The 20,729-nt window shown below is 74.0% G+C and carries 11 protein-coding genes; 8 read left to right on the top strand and 3 right to left on the bottom strand.

Features of this window, described 5'->3' with window-relative positions; genetic code table 11:
* Positions 1-206: 206 nt before the first annotated feature.
* From ACIRR8_RS07155 to moeZ, 5 genes are all read left to right on the top strand, one after another.
* Positions 207-2,018 carry a DUF3492 domain-containing protein gene (locus ACIRR8_RS07155; protein ID WP_404060025.1) on the top strand — a complete coding sequence of 604 codons (1,812 nt, stop codon included), beginning with the start codon at positions 207-209 and terminating at the stop codon, positions 2,016-2,018.
* 73 nt (positions 2,019-2,091) lie between these two features.
* Positions 2,092-3,306 carry a hypothetical protein gene (locus ACIRR8_RS07150; RefSeq protein WP_404060022.1) on the top strand — a complete coding sequence of 405 codons (1,215 nt, stop codon included), beginning with the start codon at positions 2,092-2,094 and terminating at the stop codon, positions 3,304-3,306.
* A 197-nt stretch (positions 3,307-3,503) separates the two neighbouring features.
* The gene (locus ACIRR8_RS07145; protein ID WP_031123076.1) at positions 3,504-4,469 is read left to right on the top strand and encodes an NAD(P)-dependent oxidoreductase; all 966 of its coding nucleotides are present in this window, start codon (positions 3,504-3,506) and stop codon (positions 4,467-4,469) included.
* Complete coding sequence (locus ACIRR8_RS07140) at positions 4,457-5,311, top strand: spherulation-specific family 4 protein (RefSeq protein ID WP_404060019.1); 855 nt, start codon at positions 4,457-4,459, stop codon at positions 5,309-5,311. The genes ACIRR8_RS07145 and ACIRR8_RS07140 overlap by 13 nt, the downstream gene beginning before the upstream one ends.
* A 99-nt stretch (positions 5,312-5,410) precedes the next feature.
* A complete protein-coding gene (moeZ, locus tag ACIRR8_RS07135) occupies positions 5,411-6,589 on the top strand; it encodes an adenylyltransferase/sulfurtransferase MoeZ (protein ID WP_404060016.1) in 1,179 nt (392 codons plus the stop codon).
* A gap of 73 nt (positions 6,590-6,662) precedes the next feature.
* Here moeZ and ACIRR8_RS07130 read toward each other — a convergent pair whose 3' ends face one another.
* The 3 genes from ACIRR8_RS07130 to ACIRR8_RS07120 form a co-directional block, all read right to left on the bottom strand.
* Positions 6,663-8,243 carry an alpha/beta hydrolase gene (locus tag ACIRR8_RS07130; protein WP_404060014.1) on the bottom strand — a complete coding sequence of 527 codons (1,581 nt, stop codon included), beginning with the start codon at positions 8,241-8,243 and terminating at the stop codon, positions 6,663-6,665.
* Positions 8,244-8,338: 95 nt separating this feature from the next.
* Positions 8,339-9,940: an alpha/beta hydrolase gene (locus tag ACIRR8_RS07125; protein WP_404060011.1), complete on the bottom strand. Its 1,602-nt coding sequence runs from the start codon at positions 9,938-9,940 to the stop codon at positions 8,339-8,341.
* 99 nt (positions 9,941-10,039) lie between these two features.
* Positions 10,040-12,964 carry a lysylphosphatidylglycerol synthase domain-containing protein gene (locus ACIRR8_RS07120; protein ID WP_404060008.1) on the bottom strand — a complete coding sequence of 975 codons (2,925 nt, stop codon included), beginning with the start codon at positions 12,962-12,964 and terminating at the stop codon, positions 10,040-10,042.
* Positions 12,965-13,185: 221 nt separating this feature from the next.
* Between ACIRR8_RS07120 and ACIRR8_RS07115 the strand changes: the two genes are divergently transcribed.
* The 3 genes from ACIRR8_RS07115 (at position 13,186) to ACIRR8_RS07105 (ending at position 20,729) form a co-directional block, all read left to right on the top strand.
* On the top strand, positions 13,186-13,596 hold the full coding sequence (locus ACIRR8_RS07115; RefSeq protein WP_404060721.1) for an MGMT family protein: 411 nt from the start codon (positions 13,186-13,188) through the stop codon (positions 13,594-13,596).
* 216 nt (positions 13,597-13,812) lie between these two features.
* On the top strand, positions 13,813-17,172 hold the full coding sequence (locus tag ACIRR8_RS07110) for an ATP-dependent helicase (RefSeq protein WP_404060005.1): 3,360 nt from the start codon (positions 13,813-13,815) through the stop codon (positions 17,170-17,172).
* A 77-nt stretch (positions 17,173-17,249) separates the two neighbouring features.
* Positions 17,250-20,729 carry a UvrD-helicase domain-containing protein gene (locus ACIRR8_RS07105; protein ID WP_404060003.1) on the top strand — a complete coding sequence of 1,160 codons (3,480 nt, stop codon included), beginning with the start codon at positions 17,250-17,252 and terminating at the stop codon, positions 20,727-20,729.

The following is a 20,729-nucleotide window of genomic DNA, read 5'->3' as shown; positions in this document are numbered from 1 at the left end:
CGGGCCCCAGCCCTCACCCCCGTGACACCCCGCCGCGGCCTGGGGCCCGCAGCCCCCCCCCCCCTCCCTTCGCCCCCCCCCCCCGCCCGGGGGGCGCCCCCCCCCCCCCCCCCCCCCCCCACCACCGGCGTATCCGCTTACGGTCGTCCCGCTGCGAGTCGCCGTTCCAACGGCGGCCGCCCACAAGGGAGATCAGGGGTGTACTCGTGCGGATCGGACTGCTCACCGACGGTGGTTATCCGTATGCGGCCGGTGAGTCCGGGCCCTGGTGCGACCGGCTGGTGCGCGGGCTGCCGCAGCACGAGTTCGACCTCTTCGCGCTGAGCCGCTCCGCCCACCAGGAGGACCAGGGCTGGGTCCGGCTGCCGCACCACGTCAGCCGGGTGCGCACCGCGCCGCTCTGGATCCCCGAGGACGGCACGCTGCGCGGCAGCGGTGAACGCGGTCTGCTCGCCAGGCTGGTGACCGGCGGAGGCGTCTCCTACGGGCGCCGCGACCGCAGGCGCTTCGCCGGCCATCTGCGGGCGCTGGCCACCGCGATCTCCGCCACCGAGGACGCCGGTACGGAACCGGCCACCGACGGAGGGCTCTTCACCGAGGGCTTCTACGGCCTGGCCGAGCTGGCCCGCGAGCGCGGCGGACTCCACCTGGCCCTCCGCTCCGAGACCACCGTACGGATCCTGGAGGCCGCATCCCGCGCCCGGGGCGCCGGCCGGACCGTGCAGAGCGCCACCGTCGTGGACCACCTCGCCTTCGCCGCCGAACTGGAGCGCGTCCTGCGCCCGCTCTCGCTCGACTGGTACGCCCCCGAGAGCCTCGGCGCGGTCGACCTCTGCCACGCAGCGTCCGGCGGAGCGGCCGCGATTCCGGGGCTGCTGGCCAAACGCTTCTTCGGTGTGCCGCTCCTGGTCACCGAGCACGGCGTGCCGCTCCGCGCGCACCACCTCGCCGCGCCCCAGGCGCCCTTCGGCGCTCCGGTGCGCGCCCTCCTCGCCCACTTCCACGGTCTGCTGGCCGCCGAGGTCTACCGCCAGGCCGCGGTCATCACCCCCGGCAACACACACGTCCGCCGCTGGCAGCAGCGGTGCGGCGCCGACCCGGCCAAGCAGCGCACGGTCTACCCGGGCATGGCGGCCGGGCGCTTCGCGACGGTCGGCGAGGACGACGACGCGGGCGGCCCGGACACGCTGGTCTGGGTCGGCCGGATCGAGCCCGCCAAGGACCTGATCGCCCTGCTCCACGCCTTCGCCGAGGTCCGCCGCGCCGAACCGGGCGCCCGGCTGCGGATCTTCGGCGCGCCGGCGGACGGGGACGAGGGCGCCCCGTACCTCGCACACTGCCGGGCGCTGGCCGCCCAGCTCTTCCCGGACGAGGCCACCGGCGCCCACACCGAGGGCGTCAGCCCGGTCACCTTCGAGGAGATCGGCGGGCCCGAAGTGCCCGGCCTCGCCCAGGCGTACGCGGCGGGCGGCGTGACCGTGCTCTCCAGCGTCGTCGAAGGCTTCCCGATCAGCCTCGTCGAGTCGATGTTCTGCGGCCGGGCCACGGTCTCCACGGATGTCGGAGCCGTCGTCGAGGTCATCGGCGGCACCGGCCTGGTGGTGCCCCCGCGCAACCCCCGGGCGCTCGCGGACGCCTGCATCGCGCTGCTGCGCGACCCCGAGCGCCGGGCGCGGCTGGGCGCGGCGGCGCGGGCTCGCGCGCTCGAACTCTTCACCGTCGAACAGAACCTCGCGGCATTTCGCGGCATTTACCTGGAGCTGATCTCGCACGCGCCGGTGCGCCGGGAGGCCGACACGGTGGACGCCGACGGCGAGCCCCTGCTCTTCGCCACCCCGGCGGAGTCCCGCCTCCTCGGCCACTGGACCCAGCCACAGCCCTCCATGACCGGCGCCCGGGTGCCGAGCCCGGCCGACGGGGCGGAGCCGGAGGGGGAGTGCGGCGGGGAGACGGCCCGGCGGGCCGAGCCCGTGTGCGTCCGCGCGGCCGTCTGCGGACCGGAGGACGGCGATGCGTGACCGCCCGGCCGGCCCCGCTGACCGGGGCGACCACCCGACGCCTCGTCCGGAAGACGGTCCGGAGGACACCGCCGTGCCTGCCCGGACCGCTGAGCCCGCCGCCGCGTCGCCGGAAGCCCCCGAGCCCGGAACCCGCGCCACGGCCCTGTCCGGCCGCCCCGACGACGGGGGCGGCCGCCCCGCCGAGATCGCGCCGCGTGCGGTGCGCCGCAGGCCCGCAACCCCCGTGCGCCGAGGCCCCGCCGACCCCGTGAAGTCCCTGATGCACCACCACCGCGACCTGTGCGAAAGGGCCGTGAGTCCGCTGGAGATCGCCGCCGGTCTTGAGGTCCACGGGCTCACCGACCGGACCGCCGCCCGCTACCGCCACCGGGACGTCTTCGCGCTCGCCGAAGAGCTGTACGCCCGCGCCCCTGCCGGGTCCTCACCGGCCGCGCCTCCGCCGCCCGGGCCCGACACCGAGGCCCGCGCCGGGTGGACGCTGCTCGCGCTGCTCCCGGGCGCCGCCTGCCTCGCCACCGCCGGGCTGCTCCGGGTCACCGAAGGGGCGCTCGGCGGGGGAGTGCGGGCCGCCGTGACCGTCACCGGCGCACTCCTGGCGTGCCTGGCGCTCCGGCTCTGCCTGGGCCGCGGGCCGCTGCGCGCGCCCGAAGGAGCGGGCCGCGCCGGGATGTACGCCTGCTGGCTCCTCAGCTTCGCGGTGTACGGCGAAGGTCTGATCGGCCAGGTCGTCAGCGGCGGTCCGGGCGGGCCGTGGGAGGCCGACCCGGCCCCGCTGCTCGGACTCACCGCCGCCATCGCCCCGGCGGCCTGGTGCGCGCACCTCTTCACCGTGCGGGCCCACCGCAAACTCACCGGAAGCCGCGCACTGGAGGAGTTCGGCGCCGGAGTGCGCCCCCTGCTCCTGGCGGCCGTCGCACTCTTCCTCTGCGCCCTGCTGCCCCTGCTGCTCCTGGCCGGCCTCGGCCTCGGCTCCCCGGGGCTGCCGGTCGCGGCCGCCGCCCTGGGGGTGCTGTTCTTCCTGGCCCGGCTGCTCGCCGCGCACGGACTGCCCGAGCCTGGCACCGTCGCGCTCGCCGCCGCCTGTGCCGTGGAGGCCGCCGCCCCCGCCCTCGTCCTCGCCGGCCGGCTGCCCGGCCTCGAACCGCTCGCCTGGCCCGTCCACGCCCTCGTGGCGGCGGGCGGCCCGGGCGCCGTCCCCGCCCTCGCCTGCGGGGCGGCGGCGCTCGGACTCCTGGTCCACGCCTCCGCCGCCCTCTCCCGCGCCTCCGCACACAGCCGGGCGTGACCGCCCCCGTACCCCCGCAGGAAGACCGCCGCCACCAGAACCGCACCACCGCACCACCGCACCACCCCCACGGAGCCGACGCCGTGGGCCCTGTCCGACAACGCGCCGTCCGGCGAACCGACCACCAAGGAGAAACCCGCCATGACCCCCCAGTCCCCCGCACCGGCAGCCCGCCGTCGGCACCGAGGCGGTGCGCGATGAGGGTGCTGCTGCTCGGAGCCAACGGATTCCTCGGCCGCTTCGTCGCTGACCGGCTGCTCGCCGACCCCGCTGTCCACCTCACGGCCCTCGGGCGCGGCGACGACGCCGACGTCCGGTTCGACCTCGCCGGCGGCAGCCCGGGAGCGCTCACCCGCTTCCTGGACGCCGTCCACCCCGGAGTCGTCGTCAACTGCGCGGGTGCCACCCGCGGCGGCGCCCGCGACCTCACCCGCCACAACACCGTCGCCGTCGCCACGGTCTGCGAGGCCCTGCGCCGCAGCGGCTGCGGCGCCCGGCTGGTCCAGGTCGGCTGCGCCTCCGAGTACGGCCCCTCGCAGCCCGGCTCCTCCACCGCCGAGGACGCCATCCCGCGCCCCGGCGGCCCGTACGGCGTCAGCAAGCTCGCCGCCACCGAACTGGTTCTCGGCTCGGGCCTCGACGCCGTCGTGCTCCGCGTATTCTCGCCCGTCGGCCCCGGCACCCCGGCGGGCTCCCCGCTCGGCCGGCTCGCCGAGGCGATGCGCCGGGCCATGCAGTCCGGCGACGGCGAGCTCAAGCTGAGCGGCCTCGGTGTGCAGCGGGACTTCGTCGACGTACGGGACGTGGCGCGGGCCGTCCACGCCGCCTCGCTCTCCGCCGCGCAGGGCGTCGTCAACATCGGTACCGGGCGCGCCGTCCGGCTCCGCGACGCCGCCGCCGTACTGGCCAGGGTCGCCGGATACGCCGGCGCACTCCACGAACTGGACACGCCCCCCGCCCGCCTGCCGATCGGAGCCCCGCGCACCTCCGCCGAGTCGGTGATGGAGCACCTCTCCGCCACCCCGTCGCCGTACCCGGACGGCTGCGGGGCCTGGCAGCAGGCCGACGTCCGCACCGCGCGGGACCGGCTCGGCTGGCGCCCCCGGATCAACCTGGAGGAGTCCCTCGCGGACATCTGGATGGAGGCGGCGTGCCGTATCTGACCGCTCCCGCCGACGCCCGCAGGACCGCCGGCGGCGAGCAGTTCGGCTTCGGCGTCCCCGGCTACGCCCACCCGCTGCTCGCCCCGGCCGAGTGGGCCGAGCTGATCCGCCCCGGCACGCCGCTGCACTGGGCCGTCCTCAACATCGCGGAGGGCCCCGGCACCCGGCCCGACCCGCACTGCCTGGAGGTGGCGGGAAGGCTCCGCAACGCCCGGGAACGCGCGCTGCACGGCGAGGCCCCGGACGACTCCGTACGCGCCTGCGGCGGCCGGCTCCTCGGCCACCTCGACCTGGCCCACGGCAACCGGCCCTTCGACGAGCTGATCGCGGATGCCCGGGCCTTCATCGACTGGTACCGGGTCGGCGGCTTCTACCTCGCCCGCTGCCCCGCCGACCGGGCCGAACTCCCCGGCGTACGCCGTCTCACCGGCACCCTGCACGCCCTGCTGTCGGAGAGCGACAGCGCGGACGGTGGCGGCCGCCTCGTCCTCGGCCACGGGACCCACCCGTACCCCGGTTACGCCGAGGCCGCCGACCAACTGGTCACCTTCCAGGGGCCGTGGACCGACTACCGCTGGTCACAGGTGGCCGAGTGGACGGCGGACTATCCGCCGGAGCGGTTCGCGCACTTCGTCCACGGGGTGCCGCGCACCCATCTCGACGAGGCGATGCGCGTCGCCCGCTGGCAGGGCGCCGGGACGATCTTCTTCACGGACCGGGGCGGGCGGAGCGGCGACGGGCGGAGCCACGAAGGACGGAGCGGACAAAGCGATCCATTCGCGGCGCTGCCCAGGTACTGGGACGAAATCGTCTCGCGGATCGGACCCGGTATCTCGGAATGAGAAGGGGCGTGGCAGTGTTACCGGAAGAACAACCGTGCGTAGTCGATGTACGCGCAGTCGATGTACGCAAATCCGACCAGCTGCATTGTTGAGGTTCCTGTGTCGCTGCCACCCCTGGTCGAGCCGGCCGCCGAGCTCACCGTCGACGAGGTCCGCAGGTACTCCCGCCACCTGATCATCCCTGATGTCGGGATGGACGGGCAGAAGCGCCTGAAGAACGCCAAGGTGCTCTGTGTGGGCGCCGGCGGCCTCGGCTCTCCGGCCCTGATGTATCTCGCCGCGGCCGGTGTCGGCACGCTGGGCATCGTGGAGTTCGACGAGGTCGACGAGTCGAACCTGCAGCGCCAGATCATCCACAGCCAGGCCGACATCGGCCGGTCCAAGGCGCAGTCGGCCAAGGACTCCGTGCTGGGTATCAACCCGTACGTCAACGTGGTCCTTCACGAGGAGCGGCTCGAAGCCGACAACGTGAAGGAGATCTTCGCCCAGTACGACCTGATCGTGGACGGCACGGACAACTTCGCCACCCGCTATCTGGTCAACGACGCGGCCGTTCTGCTGAACAAGCCGTACGTATGGGGCTCGATCTACCGCTTCGACGGCCAGGCCTCCGTGTTCTGGTCCGAGCACGGCCCCTGCTACCGCTGCCTCTACCCGGAGCCGCCGCCGCCGGGCATGGTCCCCTCCTGCGCCGAGGGCGGCGTGCTGGGTGTGCTGTGCGCGTCGGTCGGCTCGATCCAGGTCACCGAGGCGATCAAGCTGCTCGCCGGCATCGGCGACCCGCTGGTCGGCCGTCTGATGATCTACGACGCCCTGGAGATGCAGTACCGCCAGGTCAAGGTCCGCAAGGACCCCGACTGCGCGGTCTGCGGCGAGAACCCGACCGTCACCGAGCTCATCGACTACGAGGCCTTCTGCGGCGTCGTCTCCGAGGAGGCCCAGGAGGCGGCGGCCGGGTCCACGATCACTCCCAAGCAGCTGAAGGAGTGGATCGACGGCGACGAGATGATCGAGATCATCGACGTCCGCGAGCCGAACGAGTACGAGATCGTCTCGATCCCGGGCGCCAAGCTGATCCCGAAGAACGAGTTCCTCATGGGCAACGCGCTCCAGGACCTCCCGCAGGACCGCCGTATCGTCCTGCACTGCAAGACGGGTGTCCGCAGCGCCGAGGTCCTCGCGGTCCTCAAGTCGGCGGGCTTCGCCGACTCGGTGCACGTCGGCGGCGGCGTGATCGGCTGGGTCAACCAGATCGAGCCGGAGAAGCCGATCTACTAGAACGTCACGCGGTTCAGGTAAAGGGGGGCCGGTCCACCTCAGGGGGGCCGGTCCCCCTTTTTTGCCGTGCGCGTCACCCGCAGGTCATGCCGTCCTCCGGGACCTTCCCGTCCAGGAAGTAGCTGTCGACCGCCTCGGTCACACAGTCGCCCTCGCCGTACGCCCCGTGCCCCTCGCCCTTGTTGGTGAGCATGATGCCGACGCCCTTGCCGAGCTCGTCCGCCATCCGCTGCGCCCCCTCGTACGGCGTGGCCGGGTCGCCGGTCGTGCCGATCACCAGGATCGGGCCCGCGCCCGGCGCGCTGGTCTCCGGTGTCTCGTGCTCGCCGTCGACCGGCCACTGCGCGCACCAGCCCGCCGTGTCCCAGGCCAGGAACGGCCCGAACACGGGGGAGAGCCTGCGGAATTCCGGCAGCAGCGCGCGGGCCTCTTCCACCGTCGGGCGGGCCTTGGAGTCGGCGCAGGAGATCGCGCGCTGGGAGTGGGCCTGGGTGTCGTAACGCCCGTTCTCGTCCCGTCCGTTGTACGAGTCGGCGAGCTGGAGCAGGCCGTCGCCCGTGCCCTTGTTCTCCGCCTCGTCCAGGGCGGCGGTCAGCGTGGGCCAATTGGACTGCGAGTAGAGCGGGGTGACGATGCCCGTGAGGGCGAGGGACTCGGTGAGCTCGCGGCCGGACGCGGTGGGCAGCGGCTTCCGGTCGATGCCGGCCAGCAGCCGGGCGATGCGCTCCGAGGCCGTCTTCGGGTCCTGGCCGCGGTCCTTGAGGTAGTTCTCCAGGGCGCGCTGGAAGCCCCTCGCCTGGTTGCGCGCGTGCCCGACGCCGTCGGCCGTCGGGTCGACGACCGCGTCCAGCACGGTGCGGCCCACGTTCTGCGGGAAGAGGTGCGCGTACGTCCCGCCCAGCTCCGTACCGTAGGAGAAGCCGAAATACGACAGCTTGTCGTCGCCGAGGACCTGGCGGATCAGGTCCAGGTCGCGGGCGGCGTTGGACGTGCCGACGTGCGGGAGGACCTTGCCGGACCGGCGCTCGCAGCCCGCGCCGAAGTCGGCGCCGTCCTTGAGGAACGCCGTCTCCTCTGCCGCCGTGTCCGGGGTCAGGTCGACGCTCCCGAGGGCCTGTTCCTGCTCCTCGTCGCTGCGGCAGTTCACCCCGGAGCTGGCCGCGACCCCGCGCGGATCGAACCCCACCAGGTCGTAGCGGGAGTTGAGCCTCTCGTACGAGGAGGCCGCGCGCGGCAGTATCTCGACGCCCGAGCCGCCCGGACCGCCGAAGTTGAACAGCATCGAGCCGAGCCGGCGGTCCTTGTCCCGGGCCTCCTTGCGGATCAGCGCGATGGAGATCGTCTCGCCGGACGGCTTCGCGTGGTCCAGGGGCACCTTGACGCTCGTACAGCGCCATTCGGAGCCGGGCGCGCCGCCGTTGCGCGGGGGCTTGCAGCGCTGCCAGTCGGGGCGCTGCGAGGTGAGCGCCGCGGGCAGGGGCGGGGTCTTCGGCGTCTCCTTCAAGCCCGGGGACGGTGAGGCGGAGGCGTCGCCGGGGCGGCCGTCCGCGGGCGCGTCCGGCTCCGCCTCCGTGGACAGCAGGCCGCAGCCCGCCAGCAGTCCCGCCGCCAGCAGGCCCGCTCCCGCCCGTACCGCCGCTCGGTGCGCACGCATGATCCGCATCCCCTCCCCGTGGCCCGAAGCCGGTGGTGAAGCGTCGGGCGCTTGCGATGTCCCGCCATGCTAAAGGCTGTTGGCCGGGGTGCGGATCACTCGCAGACCGTGCCGGACTTCGGCACCGTACCGTTCAGGAGATAGCCGTCGACGGCTCCCTGGACACACTTGTTCTTACTGTTGTACGCGCCGTGGCCCTCGCCCTTGTAGGTCAGCTCGACGCCCACTCCCTTGCCGAGTTTCTCCACCATCGCCTTCGCACCCGCGTACGGGGTGGCCGGGTCGCCGGTGTTGCCGATGACGAGGATCGGGGCGGAGCCGGGAGCGCTGACGTCGGGCGTGACCCAGGCGCCCGCCACCGGCCAGCCGGTGCAGCCCATCAGGCCCCAGCCGAGGTACTCGCCGAACATCGGTGACGCCTTGCGGAAGGCGGGCAGGGCCGCCTTGGTCTGCTCCAGGGTGAAGCGCTGCTTGTTGTCGGCGCAGTTGATCGCGATGTTGGCGGCGTTGGAGTTGTCGTACCGGCCGTCCTCGGAGCGGCCGTTCAGCGAGTCGGCCAGCGCGAGCAGCAGTGCGCCGGAGCCGCCGTCCGCCTCGTCCAGGGCCTGTTCCAGCAGCGGCCAGGTCTCCTTGGAGTAGAGCGCGGAGGCGATGCCGGTGGTGGCCAGCGTCTGCGTCAGCGCGCGGTCGCCGAGGCCGTCGATCGGCTCCTTCTCCAGCTTCGCCAGGAGGTCGGCGATCCACTGCTCGACCTCCTCGCCGGTGGCGCCGGGCAGGGCGCAGGTGTCGCCGCGGTCGGCGCAGTCCTTCGTGAAGTTGTCGAAGGCGAGCTGGAACCCCTGCGCCTGGCCGAGGGATGACTGCTCGGCGTCCTTCGTCGGGTCGACCACCGCGTCGAAGACGGCCCGGCCGACCTTGTCCGGGTAGAGGTGGGCGTAGACGCCGCCGAGCTCGGTGCCGTAGGAGATGCCGAAGTAGTGCAGCTTGTCGTCGCCGAGCACCGTGCGCATCAGGTCCATGTCGCGGGCGGCGTTCGTGGTGCCCACATAAGGCAGCTCGGGGCCCGAGTTCTTCTTACAGGTGGCGATGAAGTCCTTCTGGCCCTCGACGAACTCCTTCTCCTCCGCCGCGTCGTCCGGCGTGGAGTCCTCCTCGTACATCGCGTCCAGCTGGGCATCGTCCGCGCACTCCACACCCTCGCTGCGCCCCACCCCGCGCGGGTCGAAGCTCACCAGGTCGTACCGGCCGCGCAGCCGGTCGTAGTCCGCGCCGAAGGCCGGCAGGGTCGCCACACCGGACGCGCCGGGCCCGCCGAAGTTGAACAGCAGCGACCCGATCCGCCGCCTCTGGTCCTTGGCCTTCCCCCGGATCAGCGCCAGCTCGATCGTCCGGCCCTCCGGCTCCGCGTAATCCAGCGGTACGTCCATGAAGGAGCACTCCCAGGCCGCGCCGCCCGGCAGCGGCGACGGCGACTCACCACCGCCCTGCGCCACGTTCGGCGCCGGGCACGGCGACCACTCCAGCTTCTGCGACGCCAGCTCCTCGGAGGTGGCGGTGGGGGAGGCGGTCGAGGCCCCGGAGGGCGTCGAGCGGCCCTCTCCGCCTCCGCCGCCGCCGTCCGAGCAGCCCGCCAGGGGCAGCAGCACGGTGGCGGTGGCGGCGAGGGCGGCAGCACGCAGAGCGGGGGAAGTCCTCATGGGCTCCATCGTGCGGCGGGGCGCCGGGGAGCGCGCTGGGGCGCGGTCCAAGCGGGTGGTGCGCCCTCCCGGATGCTTGCAGTGCGCCCTTGCGGATACCTAGAGCTCGCCCTTCCGGGTCAGCTGGTTGAAGGCGATCCACCCCGGCAGCACCGGCAGCCACAGCGTCATCACGCGGTACAGCAGCACCGCCGGCGCCGCGACCTCCATCGGCAGCCCGACCGCGATCAGGCCCAGCGTCAGGGCGCCCTCGACCGCGCCCATCCCGCCCGGCGTGGGCGCGGCGGAGCCGAGCGCGTTGCCCGCGAGGAAGACCACCGCGATGCTCGCATAGCTCAGCTGGGTGACGTCCGGCCCGCTGAACGCCCGGATCGACGCGTCCAGGCAGAGCACGAACAGGCCGGTCAGCAGCAGCATCCCGCCGATCCCGGTGACCAGCTTCTGCGGCCGCTGCACCACGTCCAGCATGCGCGGCACGACCCCGGCGAAGAGCGAGCGCACCCGGGTCACCACGAACTTCCGCAGGAACGGAATGGCCGTCACCACCAGCACGAGCACCGCGACCGTCAGCAGACCGGCGATCACCGTACGGGAAGGGGTGAGCGAGTCCGGCGTCTTCTCCGTACCGGTGAGGTAGCCGAAGAGGGCCAGCAGCAGGATGTGACAGCCGAGCCCGAAGAGCTGCGAGGCTCCGACGCTCGCCACGGCCAGACCAGGGCGCACGCCGGCGCGCTGCAGGAAGCGGGTGTTCAGCGCCACGCCGCCGACGGCGGCCGGGGCGACGATCTTCACGAACGAACCGGCCACCTGCGCCTGCACGGTCTTCAGGAACGGCACCCGCTCCGGCACGAAGCCCAGCAGGCTCATCGCCGCCGCCACGTAACTGAGCCCCGAGAAGCCGAGCGCCGCCGCCACCCAGCCCCACTCCGCCTGCTCCACGAGCACGCCGAAGTCGGCCTGGGTGACCTGGGAGATCAGGAAGTACGCGGCGATGGCTCCGGCGATGAAGCTGAAGAGCGTACGGGGTTTGATCCGCTCCAGGCGGACCGGCTCGACCGGCGCCTGCGGCCGGATCAGCAGCACCTGACGGCGGATCTGCGCGAGCAGATCGCCCTCCCGCGCCTCCTCCAGCGCGTCGTCCACGGCCCGCTTCTCGGCCTGCTTCTCGGTCCGCAGCGACTTCCGCTCGGCCTTGTGACCTGACTTGGGCTCGGCGGGAGCCTCGGCCCCGGCCTGCGCGGCCTTCTCCGCCGCGTCCCGGGCCCGCGCCTCCTTGGCCGCCCGCGACGCCTCCAGCACCGCGTCCCGCTCCTGCTGCGAGCGCTCGCGCGCCAGCCGGCGCAGGGTCGCGCGGGTCGAGCGGCTCAGCGCGATCGGCTGGAGCAACGGCAGACAGTCCGCGACCGCGTCCGGGCCGAGCACGGCCAGCGCGCCGGAGACCGAACGCTCGGCCCCCACGCGCAGGCCCAGCGTCGTCAGCAGCTGCGCCACGTCCATCCGCAGCACCAGGTCACCGGCGGCGATCTCACCGCCGCGCAGGTCCGTCACGAAGACCTTGCCGGAACGATCCACCAGCAGCGCGTCGCCGGTCAGGCGGCGGTGCGCGATCCGGCGCGACTGGAGGGCCTTCACCTGACGCCAGGCGCCGCGCACCAGGTCGTCGGTGATCTCCTCGTCCTCCATCTGGTCCAGCGACCGGCCGCCGATGTGCTCGTAGACGAGCATCACCGCGTCCGGCCCCAGCTCGGAGGTGGCGATCAGCTTCGGCGCGTTGGCCCCGGCGGCGATCGCCGCGTAGGCAAGCAGCGCCTCCTGCTCCAGAGCCTGCCGCAGCGACTGGATCGAGCGGCGCTGGGTGAGCGTGCGCAGCGTGAGGCGGCGCCAGGCCCGGTAGAAGAACCCCTGCGCCTGCTGCTCCCGGTCGACGACCGTCACGTCCAGCGGCGGCCCGTCCTCCAGGGTGACCAGATACCGCCGGCCCCGGTCGCTCGGGTCGGCGGTGTCGCTGTCGGCGGCGTCCTCTGTGCGCATCGCGGCGACCGGCCGGAAGCCGACGTGCCGCAGCCCCGCCATCAGGTGCTGGCCGGTGGGGCGGACGTTCGGGGAGCCGACCGCGTACAGCGTTCCGTACGCCACCGTCCAGCCGATCAGGACCGTCAGGATGATCGAGAACGGGGTGGTGTACCCGCCGACGAGCATCGCGAACGCGTCGAGCAGCAGCACCGCCCAGAGCACGACCCGCCAGCGCGGCCGTCTCGCCATCCCGACGGCGGTCATGTACGCGATCACCGGGGCGAGGTAGCCGTGCACCGGGTCGGTCAGTCCGGCGCCCGGCTGGGGCTGGGTCAGGGCCTCCTGGATGGTGCCGGGCGCGGAGCGCGAGACCCAGAGGTCGGTGGCGAGGGTGACGCCGTGGGCGAGCACGGCGGCCAGGACGCCGTCGGCGATGCGCAGCCCGTCCCGCTTGATCAGCCGTTCGATGGCGAAGGCGACCGGCACGAGGAGCACGGCGATGCTGGAGACCAGCCCGGCGATCTTGATCAGCAGATCGGGCGCCTGCTCGGTGCCCTTGGAGATGTCGTCCTCGAGGCCGGTGGTGGTGCCCTGGGCGAAGGCGGCGATCGCGAAGAGCACGGCGATGGCGGTGATGCCGATGAGCAGCCGCATCAGGTCGGAGGGGCGGTGCACCCGGGCGGGGAGCAGCGGTTCGTCGCCGGAGACCCGGTCGCTCAGGGCGGCCTCGGCGGAGGCGAGCGTGGAGCCGGTCAGATGGCCGCTGGTGGACGCGGTGGCCGCGGAGGGGCCGTCGGTACGGAGCACGGTGGCGGGGTCCGGGGTCTCCTCCGGACGTTCTCCGACGGGCTCCGGCGTACGCGAGGCGCGCTCGCCGGTGGGCTCCGGCGCAGACGGCGGACGTGCTCCGGAGTGCTCCGGCGTACGCGGCGGGTGCTCCTCGGCGGGCTCCGGCGCACTCGGTGGGCGCTCTCCGGCATCGGAGGCGTCCGCCGCCTTCGGTGGCTGCACGCCCTGCTCCTTCGTCGCCTCTGGTTCGTCTTCGTGGTCTTGTATCACCGGTCACCGCCCGGATGATGGTGGCACGGCCCGGAGACGGAGGGGGGCATCAGGGTGCGTCGCCCGGGCGCGGGATGCGCAACATACGCCCCTTTGCACCTGCGCGCATGCTCGGTGACCGTACCGAGACGGTTCCGCCCGCGCTGTCGGTGGCGTACGGCAGTATGGGGCGGATGAGCCAGGGCGAGACGGAAGAGACGGACGACGAGCAGCCGGGCGCGCTGCCGGACTACGCGGAGCGGGTCCTCGATGTCGCCGACCTGATCCCGCCGGGCCGGGTCATGACGTACGGCGATGTCGCGGAGTGGCTGGGCGACGGCGGCCCGCGGCAGGTGGGACGGGCCATGGCGCTGTACGGATCCGCCGTGCCGTGGTGGCGTGTGGTGCGGGCGGACGGGGCGCTGCTGCCGGGCCACGAGCTGCGGGCCGTGGAGCACTACCGCGCGGAGGGGACGCCGTTGCGTGAGGCCTCGCGTCAGGCGGACGGCCATCTTCCGCGGCTCGACATGCGCCGGGCGCGCTGGGACGGGAGCGGAGGTGACTCCTCCAATCCGGCCGGCCAGGGCGAGGAAACTCACACCTGACTGCGGCCGCCGGTGACCGCGCCCGGCCGGGCGCGCGCCGGTGCGTGACGAGAGACGCAGCGCACCCGCCGCCTCCCGCGCGCCCGCTGGCGTAGCGTCGTCGTCACCGCGCTCCACGCGCGCCTCCTCTCCTCGTCCTTCCACGACCCCAGGAACGACCCTTTTCGGGCGGTACGGCCTGTACCGCCCGTGAACCCACCAGGACCGGCGATCCACGTGAGCTCCTCCCCTTCCACCCGGCACAGTCCGCACCGTGAGACACGGCCGCGGACCACGGGCGCGTACCGCCTGGTGCGCACCCCGCCGGGTTCCGTGGAGCCTCCTCTTCTGGACGCGGGCCAGCGCGCCGTGGTTGATCACACCGAAGGACCGCTGCTCGTCCTCGCCGGTCCCGGCACCGGCAAGACCACCACGCTCGTGGAGTCCGTGGCGGCCCGGGTGAACCGGGGCGCCGACCCCGCCCGCGTCCTCGTCCTCACCTTCAGCCGCAAGGCCGCCGTCGAACTGCGCGACCGGATGGCGGCCCGGCTCGGCGCGGCGCGCGGCCCGCAGGCCACCACCTTCCATTCGTACTGCTACGCCCTGGTTCGCGCCCACCAGGACGCCGACCTCTTCGCCGATCCGCTGCGGCTGCTCTCCGGGCCCGAGCAGGACGTCACCGTCCGCGAGCTGCTCGCCGGCCAGCTCGACCTGGAGAAGGAGGGCCTGGCCCACGTCCGCTGGCCCGACGAGCTGCGCGCCTGCCTGACCACGCGCGGCTTCGCCGACGAGGTGCGCGCCGTGCTCGCCCGCAGCCGCGAACTCGGCCTCGGCCCGGACGCGCTCGCCGCCTTCGCCCGCCGCACGGGCCGCCCGGACTGGAGCGCGGCGGCCCAGTTCCTCGCCGAGTACCTGGACGTGCTCGACGCGCAGGGGGTCCTGGACTACGCCGAGCTGGTGCACCGCGCGGTGCTGCTCGCCGAGCGCCCTGAGGTCTCGGCGCAGCTGGCCGGGGCGTACGACGCGGTGTACGTCGACGAATACCAGGACACCGACCCGGCGCAGGTGCGCCTGCTGCACGCGCTGGCGGGGAACCGGGTGGGCGGCCCCCGGCGCCGAGGGCGCGTGGCAGGCGTGGGCGCCGGGCGCACGCTGGTGGCCTTCGGTGACCCGGACCAGTCGATCTACACGTTCCGGGGCGCCGATGTGAACGGCATCCTCGAATTCCCGGACACCTTCCGCCGCGCCGACGGCACCCCGGCCCCCGTCGGCGTCCTCACCACCTCGCGCCGCTCCGGCTCCGGGCTGCTCACGGCGACCCGGCTGCTCACCCGCCGGATGCCGCTCACCCGGCTGCCCGCCGACACCGTCCGCGCCCACCGGGAGCTCCAGGCCGTCCGGGAGGGCGGCCGGGTGGAGACGTACACCTATCCGACCGCTTCCACGGAGCTGGACAACATCGCGGACCTGCTGCGCCGCGCGCACCTGGAGGACGGGGTTCCGTGGCGTGAGATGGCCGTACTGGTACGAGCCGGAGGCCGCTCGCTGCCTGCCGTCCGCCGCGCCCTCACCTCGGCGGGCGTCCCCCTGGAGGTCGACGGCGACGACCTGCCGCTGCGCCACGAACCGGCCGTCGCCCCGCTGCTGACGGCCCTGCGGACGGTGGCGACGGCGGCGCTGCAACGCCTCCCCGAGGAGGATCCGGGTGAAGCCGGAACGCCGCCCTGGCTCACCACCGAGACCGCCCTCACCCTCCTCGCCTCGCCTCTCGGCTCCATGGACGCCGCCGACCTGCGCCGCCTGGGCCGGGCCCTGCGCGACGAGGAGCGCGCCGCCGGAGTCCGCCTCCCCGCCCCTTCCGACGAGCTGCTCGCCCGCGCCCTGGCCGAGCCCGAGCGCCTCGTCACGCACGACCCGGCGTACGCCCACGGCGCGCAGCGGCTCGGCGCGCTCCTGCGCAAGGCACGCGAGCTCCTGGAGGGAGGCGGCACGGCGGAGGAGGCCCTGTGGACCCTGTGGAACGGCACTCCGTGGCCCGGCAGGCTGGAGCGGGCCGCGCTGCGCGGCGGGGCGGGCGGGCGCAACGCCGACCGTGACCTCGACGCCGTGTGCGCCCTGTTCGAGACGGCGGCGCGCGCCGAGGAGCGCACCGGCGGGCGCGGGGCGCTCAACTTCCTGGAGGAGGTGGACGCCCAGGACATCGCCGCCGACACCCTCTCCCGGCGGACCGCCCGACCCGACGCCGTACGCCTGATGACCGCCCACCGCTCCAAGGGCCTTCAGTGGCGGCTCGTCGTCGTCGCCGGGGTCCAGGAAGGGCTCTGGCCCGACCTGCGCCGCCGGGGCTCCCTCCTGGAGGCGGACCGGATCGGCCGCGACGGCCTCGCCGAACCCCTCACGCCCGGCGCACTCCTGGCCGAGGAGCGCCGCCTCTTCTACGTCGCCGCCACCCGCGCCCGCGAGCGCCTCGTCGTCACCGCCGTGAAGGCCCCCGCCGACGACGGCGACCAGCCCTCCCGCTTCCTCACCGAGCTGGGCGTCGAACCCCGCGATGTCACCGGCCGCCCGCGCCGCCCGCTCGCCGTCGCCGCACTCGTCGCGGAGCTGCGGGCCACCACCGTCGACCCGGCGGCCTCCGACGCCCTGCGCGACGCCGCCGCCCACCGCCTCGCCCGGCTCGCCGCGCTCACCGACGACGAGGGCCAGGCACTCGTGCCCGCCGCCCACCCCTCCCGCTGGTGGGGCCTGGACGAACCGACCCGCTCCGCCGTCCCGCTGCGCGACCGCGACCAGCCCGTCACCCTCTCCGGCTCCGCCCTGGACCAGCTCGCCAACACCTGCGCCCTCCAGTGGTTCCTGGGCCGCGAGGTGAAGGCCGACGCCCCGGCCACGGCCGCCCAGGGGTTCGGCAACGTCGTCCACGTACTCGCCGACGAGGTCGCCTCCAGCCGTACGCCCGCAGATCTCGACGTCCTCATGGAGCGCCTGGACTCCGTCTGGAACGGCCTCGCCTTCGACGCACCCTGGAAGTCCGAACAGGAGAAGGACCAGGCCCGCGCCGCCCTGGAACGCTTCCTGAAGTGGCACGTCCTGGACCGTGGCGGCCGCACCCCCACCGCCAGCGAGCACGACTTCGACGTGACCTTGGAGGCGGGCGGGTACGCCGTCCGCATCCGGGGCTCGATGGACCGGGTGGAGGAGGACGCCGAGGGAAGGGCCTACGTCGTCGACTTCAAGACCGGCAAGGGCGCGCCCACCAAGGACGAGGTGGCCGCCCATCCGCAGCTCGCCGTCTACCAGCTGGCGGTCCGCGAGGGCGCGGTCGACGAGGTCTTCGACGGCAGGCGGCCCGAGCCCGGCGGCGCCGAACTGGTCCAGCTCCGCCAGCCCGCCCCCAAGAAGGAGGGCGGCGACGCCTTCCCGAAGGTCCAGGCGCAGGAGCCGCCGGCCGGGGAGTGGGTCTCCGACCTGTTGGCGACGGCAGCCGGAAAGGTCCTGGACGAACGGTTCACGCCCACCACCGGCACCCACTGCGCCCACTGCGCCTTCCGCGCCTCGTGCAGCGCGCAGCCGGAGGGCCGGCAGGTGGTGGACTGAGGGATCCGGTTCGTGCCGGGCTGTCAGGGGATCCGGTTCGTACCGGGTTGTCAGTGGCTACGGTTACCGTTTCTCACGTGTCCTCACGCATCACCGATCCCGAGCAGCTCAAGGAGCTCCTCGGGATTCCCTTCACCCCGGAGCAGACGGCCTGCATCACCGCGCCGCCCGCCCCGCAGGTGATCGTGGCCGGAGCCGGGTCGGGGAAGACCACGGTGATGGCCGCACGTGTGGTCTGGCTCGTCGGCACCGGCCAGGTGGCGCCCGAGCAGGTCCTCGGCCTCACCTTCACCAACAAGGCGGCGGGCGAGCTGGCCGAACGCGTCCGCAAGGCGCTGATCGCCGCCGGGGTCACCGACCCCGAGGTCGTCGACCCGGACAACCCGCCGGGCGAGCCCGCCATCTCCACGTACCACGCCTTCGCCGGCCGCCTCCTCACCGAGCACGGCCTGCGCATCGGCCTGGAGCCCTCCACACGCCTCCTCGCGGACGCCACGCGCTACCAGCTGGCGGCGAAGGTGCTGCGCGAGGCCCCGGGCCCGTATCCGGCGCTCACGCGCTCCTTCCCGACCCTCGTCAGCGACCTCCTGGCGCTCGACGGGGAGCTGTCCGAACATCTCGTACGCCCTGGGGCGCTGAAGACATACGACACCGAGCTGCTGCACGAGCTGGCCACCGCCAAGCTCAGCAACGCCGACCTGCGCAAGATCCCCGAGACCGCCGAGGCCCGCCGCTCCCTCCTCTCCCTCACCGAGCGCTACCGGGCGGCCAAACGGAGCCGCGACCTCCTGGACTTCGGCGACCAGATCGCCCTCTCCGCAGAGCTGGCCCTGACCCGGCCGGAGGTGGGGGCGATCCTGCGGGACGAGTTCCGGGTGGTGCTGCTGGACGAGTACCAGGACACGTCGGTGGCCCAGCGGCTGCTGCTGTCGGCGCTGTTCGGCAGCGGTACGGGGGCGGGCGCGACCGGCCACGCGGTGACCGCCGTGGGCGACCCCTGCCAGGCCATCTACGGCTGGCGCGGCGCCTCGGTCGCCAACCTGGACGACTTCCCCGAGCACTTCCCGCACGCCGACGGCACGCCCGCCACCCGCTACAGCCTCAGCGAGAACCGACGCAGCGGCGGCCGCCTCCTCCATCTCGCCAACGGCCTCGCGGAGCCTCTGCGCGCGATGCACGAGGGCGTCGAGGCGCTGCGCCCGGCGCCCGGCGCCGAGCGCGACGGAACGGTCCGGTGCGCGCTGCTGAGCACGCACACCGAGGAGATCGACTGGCTCGCCGACTCCCTCGCCCACCTCGTGCGCACCGGCACCCCACCAGGTGAGATCGCCGTCCTGTGCCGCACCGCCGGGGACTTCCCGCAGATCCAGGCGGCCCTGGTCGCCCGGGACATCCCGGTCGAGGTGGTCGGCCTGGCCGGGCTGCTGCATCTGCCCGAGGTGGCCGACCTGGTCGCCGTCTGCGAGGTCCTCCAGGACCCGGGTGCCAACGCGTCCCTGGTGCGCCTCCTCACCGGACCCCGCTGGCGCATCGGCCCGCGCGACCTGGCGCTCCTGGGCCGCCGCGCCCGCCTCCTCGTCCACCGGGCCGCCCAGGGGGACGGTGCCGACCCGGAGCGGCGGCTCGCGGAGGCCGTCGAGGGAACCGACCCGGCCGAGGTGATATCGCTCGCCGACGCCCTGGACACCTTCCTGATCGCGGCGGACGCGGCGGACGACGGGCTGCCGTTCTCGGCGGAGGCCCGCATCCGCTTCGCCCGGCTAGCCCGTGAGCTGCGCGACCTGCGCCGCTCGCTCGCGGACCCCCTGATGGACGTCCTGCACCGGGTCCTGGCCACCACCGGCCTGGAGGTCGAGCTGTCCGCGTCGCCGCAGGCGCTGGCCGCCCGCCGCCGCGAGACGCTGGCCAACTTCCTGGACATAGCGGCCCGGTTCGCCTCGCTCGACGGCGAGGCGTCACTGCTCGCCTTCCTCGGCTTCCTGCGGACCGCCGCGCAGTACGAGAAGGGGCTCGACAACGCGCTGCCCGGCGGCGAGAACACCGTCAAGGTCCTCACCGCGCACAAGTCCAAGGGCCTGGAGTGGGACGTGGTCGCCGTGCCGGGACTGGTCACCGGCCAGTTCCCGAGCGACCGGTCCCGGGACGCCTGGACCGCTCAGGCCAAGGTGCTCCCGCACGCGCTGCGCGGCGACGCGGCGACGCTCCCCGAAGTGGACACGTTCGACGCCAAGGGCATGAGGTCGTTCAAGGAGGAGATGAAGGAGCACCAGCACACGGAGGAGCTGCGCCTCGGGTACGTCACCTTCACGCGCCCGCGCTCCCTCCTCCTCGGCTCCGGCCACTGGTGGGGCCCGTCCCAGAAGAGGACGCGCGGCCCGTCGGCGTTCCTGGGGGCGCTGTACGAGCACTGCGCGGCGGGCCACGGCGAGATCGAGGCGTGGGCCGACGAGCCCGCAGAGGACGAGGAGAACCCGGCCCTCGCGGCGCCCGACACCGACCAGGCCTGGCCGCTCCCGCTCGACCCCACGGCCCTCACCCGCCGCCGCGCGGCCCGGGACACGGTCCTCGCCCACCTGGAGCGCCTGGTCCTCCATGGGGACGAGCAGGCACCGGCGTACGCCCCCGAACCCGACGACGTACCGGCGCACGACCCCTGGGACGACGAGCCTCCGCTCGACGAGACACCGGCCGACGAGGCCTGGGACTGGGACGCGCTCCCCGCCGAACGCCCCGCCGGTACGCCGGACACCCAGGCCGCCCCGGACACGGTCCCGGAGCCCGTACGCGACACCGCGCCGGAGGCATCCCCTCACATCCCCGCCGCCCGCCACCCCCAGGAAGAGCCGGCGGACCACCTCACCCCGGAGGAGACACGCACCCTCGCCTCCTGGGACCGGGATCTCGACGCGCTCGCCGGAGAGCTGCGCCGAGCCCGTGCCACCGTGCACGACGTCCTCGTCCCCGCCTCGCTCTCCGCCACCCAGTTGCTGCGGCTGGCGGAGGACCCGGACGCGTTCGCCAAGGAGCTGGCCCGGCCCATGCCCCGGCCGCCGCAGCCCGCCGCCCGCCGGGGCACCCGGTTCCACGCCTGGGTGGAGTCCCGGTACGAGGAGCTGCCGCTGCCCATGCTCGGCCCCGACGAGCTGCCCGGCGGCGAGGAGAGCGACGCGGAGATCGCCGACGAGCGGGACCTGGCCGAGCTGAAGGAGGCGTTCGAGCGCACCGCGTACGCCCGGCGCACGCCGTACCGGGTGGAGACCCCGTTCCAGATCACCCTGGCCGGCCGGGTGATCCGGGGCCGGATCGACGCCGTGTACCGCACGGGTGACACCTACGAGATCGTCGACTGGAAGACCACCCGCCATCGCACCGCCGACCCGCTCCAGCTCGCCGTCTACCGCCTCGCCTGGGCCGAGCTGCACGGCCTGCCGCTCACCGCGGTCACCGCCACCTTCCTCTACGTACGCAGCGGAGAGACCGTCCACCCGCAGGGGCTGCCCGGCCGGGCCGAGCTGGAGCGGATCCTGCTGGACGAGCCGGTCTCCGAGGACGGATAG

The organism is Streptomyces sp. NPDC101178 (genome assembly GCF_044767965.1).
In the GTDB taxonomy this organism is placed as follows: Bacteria; Actinomycetota; Actinomycetes; order Streptomycetales; family Streptomycetaceae; genus Streptomyces.
Note: the sequence above shows the minus strand (reverse complement) of the source record. Positions and strands in the feature narration are given on the sequence as shown.

What these genes read in the sequence shown, in the direction of transcription:
- ACIRR8_RS07145 (WP_031123076.1), top strand. Translation starts at nt 3,504, where the DNA reads ATGAGGGTGCTGCTGCTCGGAGCCAACGGATTCCTCGGCCGCTTCGTC.
- ACIRR8_RS07130 (WP_404060014.1), bottom strand. Translation starts at nt 8,243, where the DNA reads ATGCGTGCGCACCGAGCGGCGGTACGGGCGGGAGCGGGCCTGCTGGCG.
- ACIRR8_RS07125 (WP_404060011.1), bottom strand. Translation starts at nt 9,940, where the DNA reads ATGAGGACTTCCCCCGCTCTGCGTGCTGCCGCCCTCGCCGCCACCGCC.
- ACIRR8_RS07115 (WP_404060721.1), top strand. Translation starts at nt 13,186, where the DNA reads ATGAGCCAGGGCGAGACGGAAGAGACGGACGACGAGCAGCCGGGCGCG.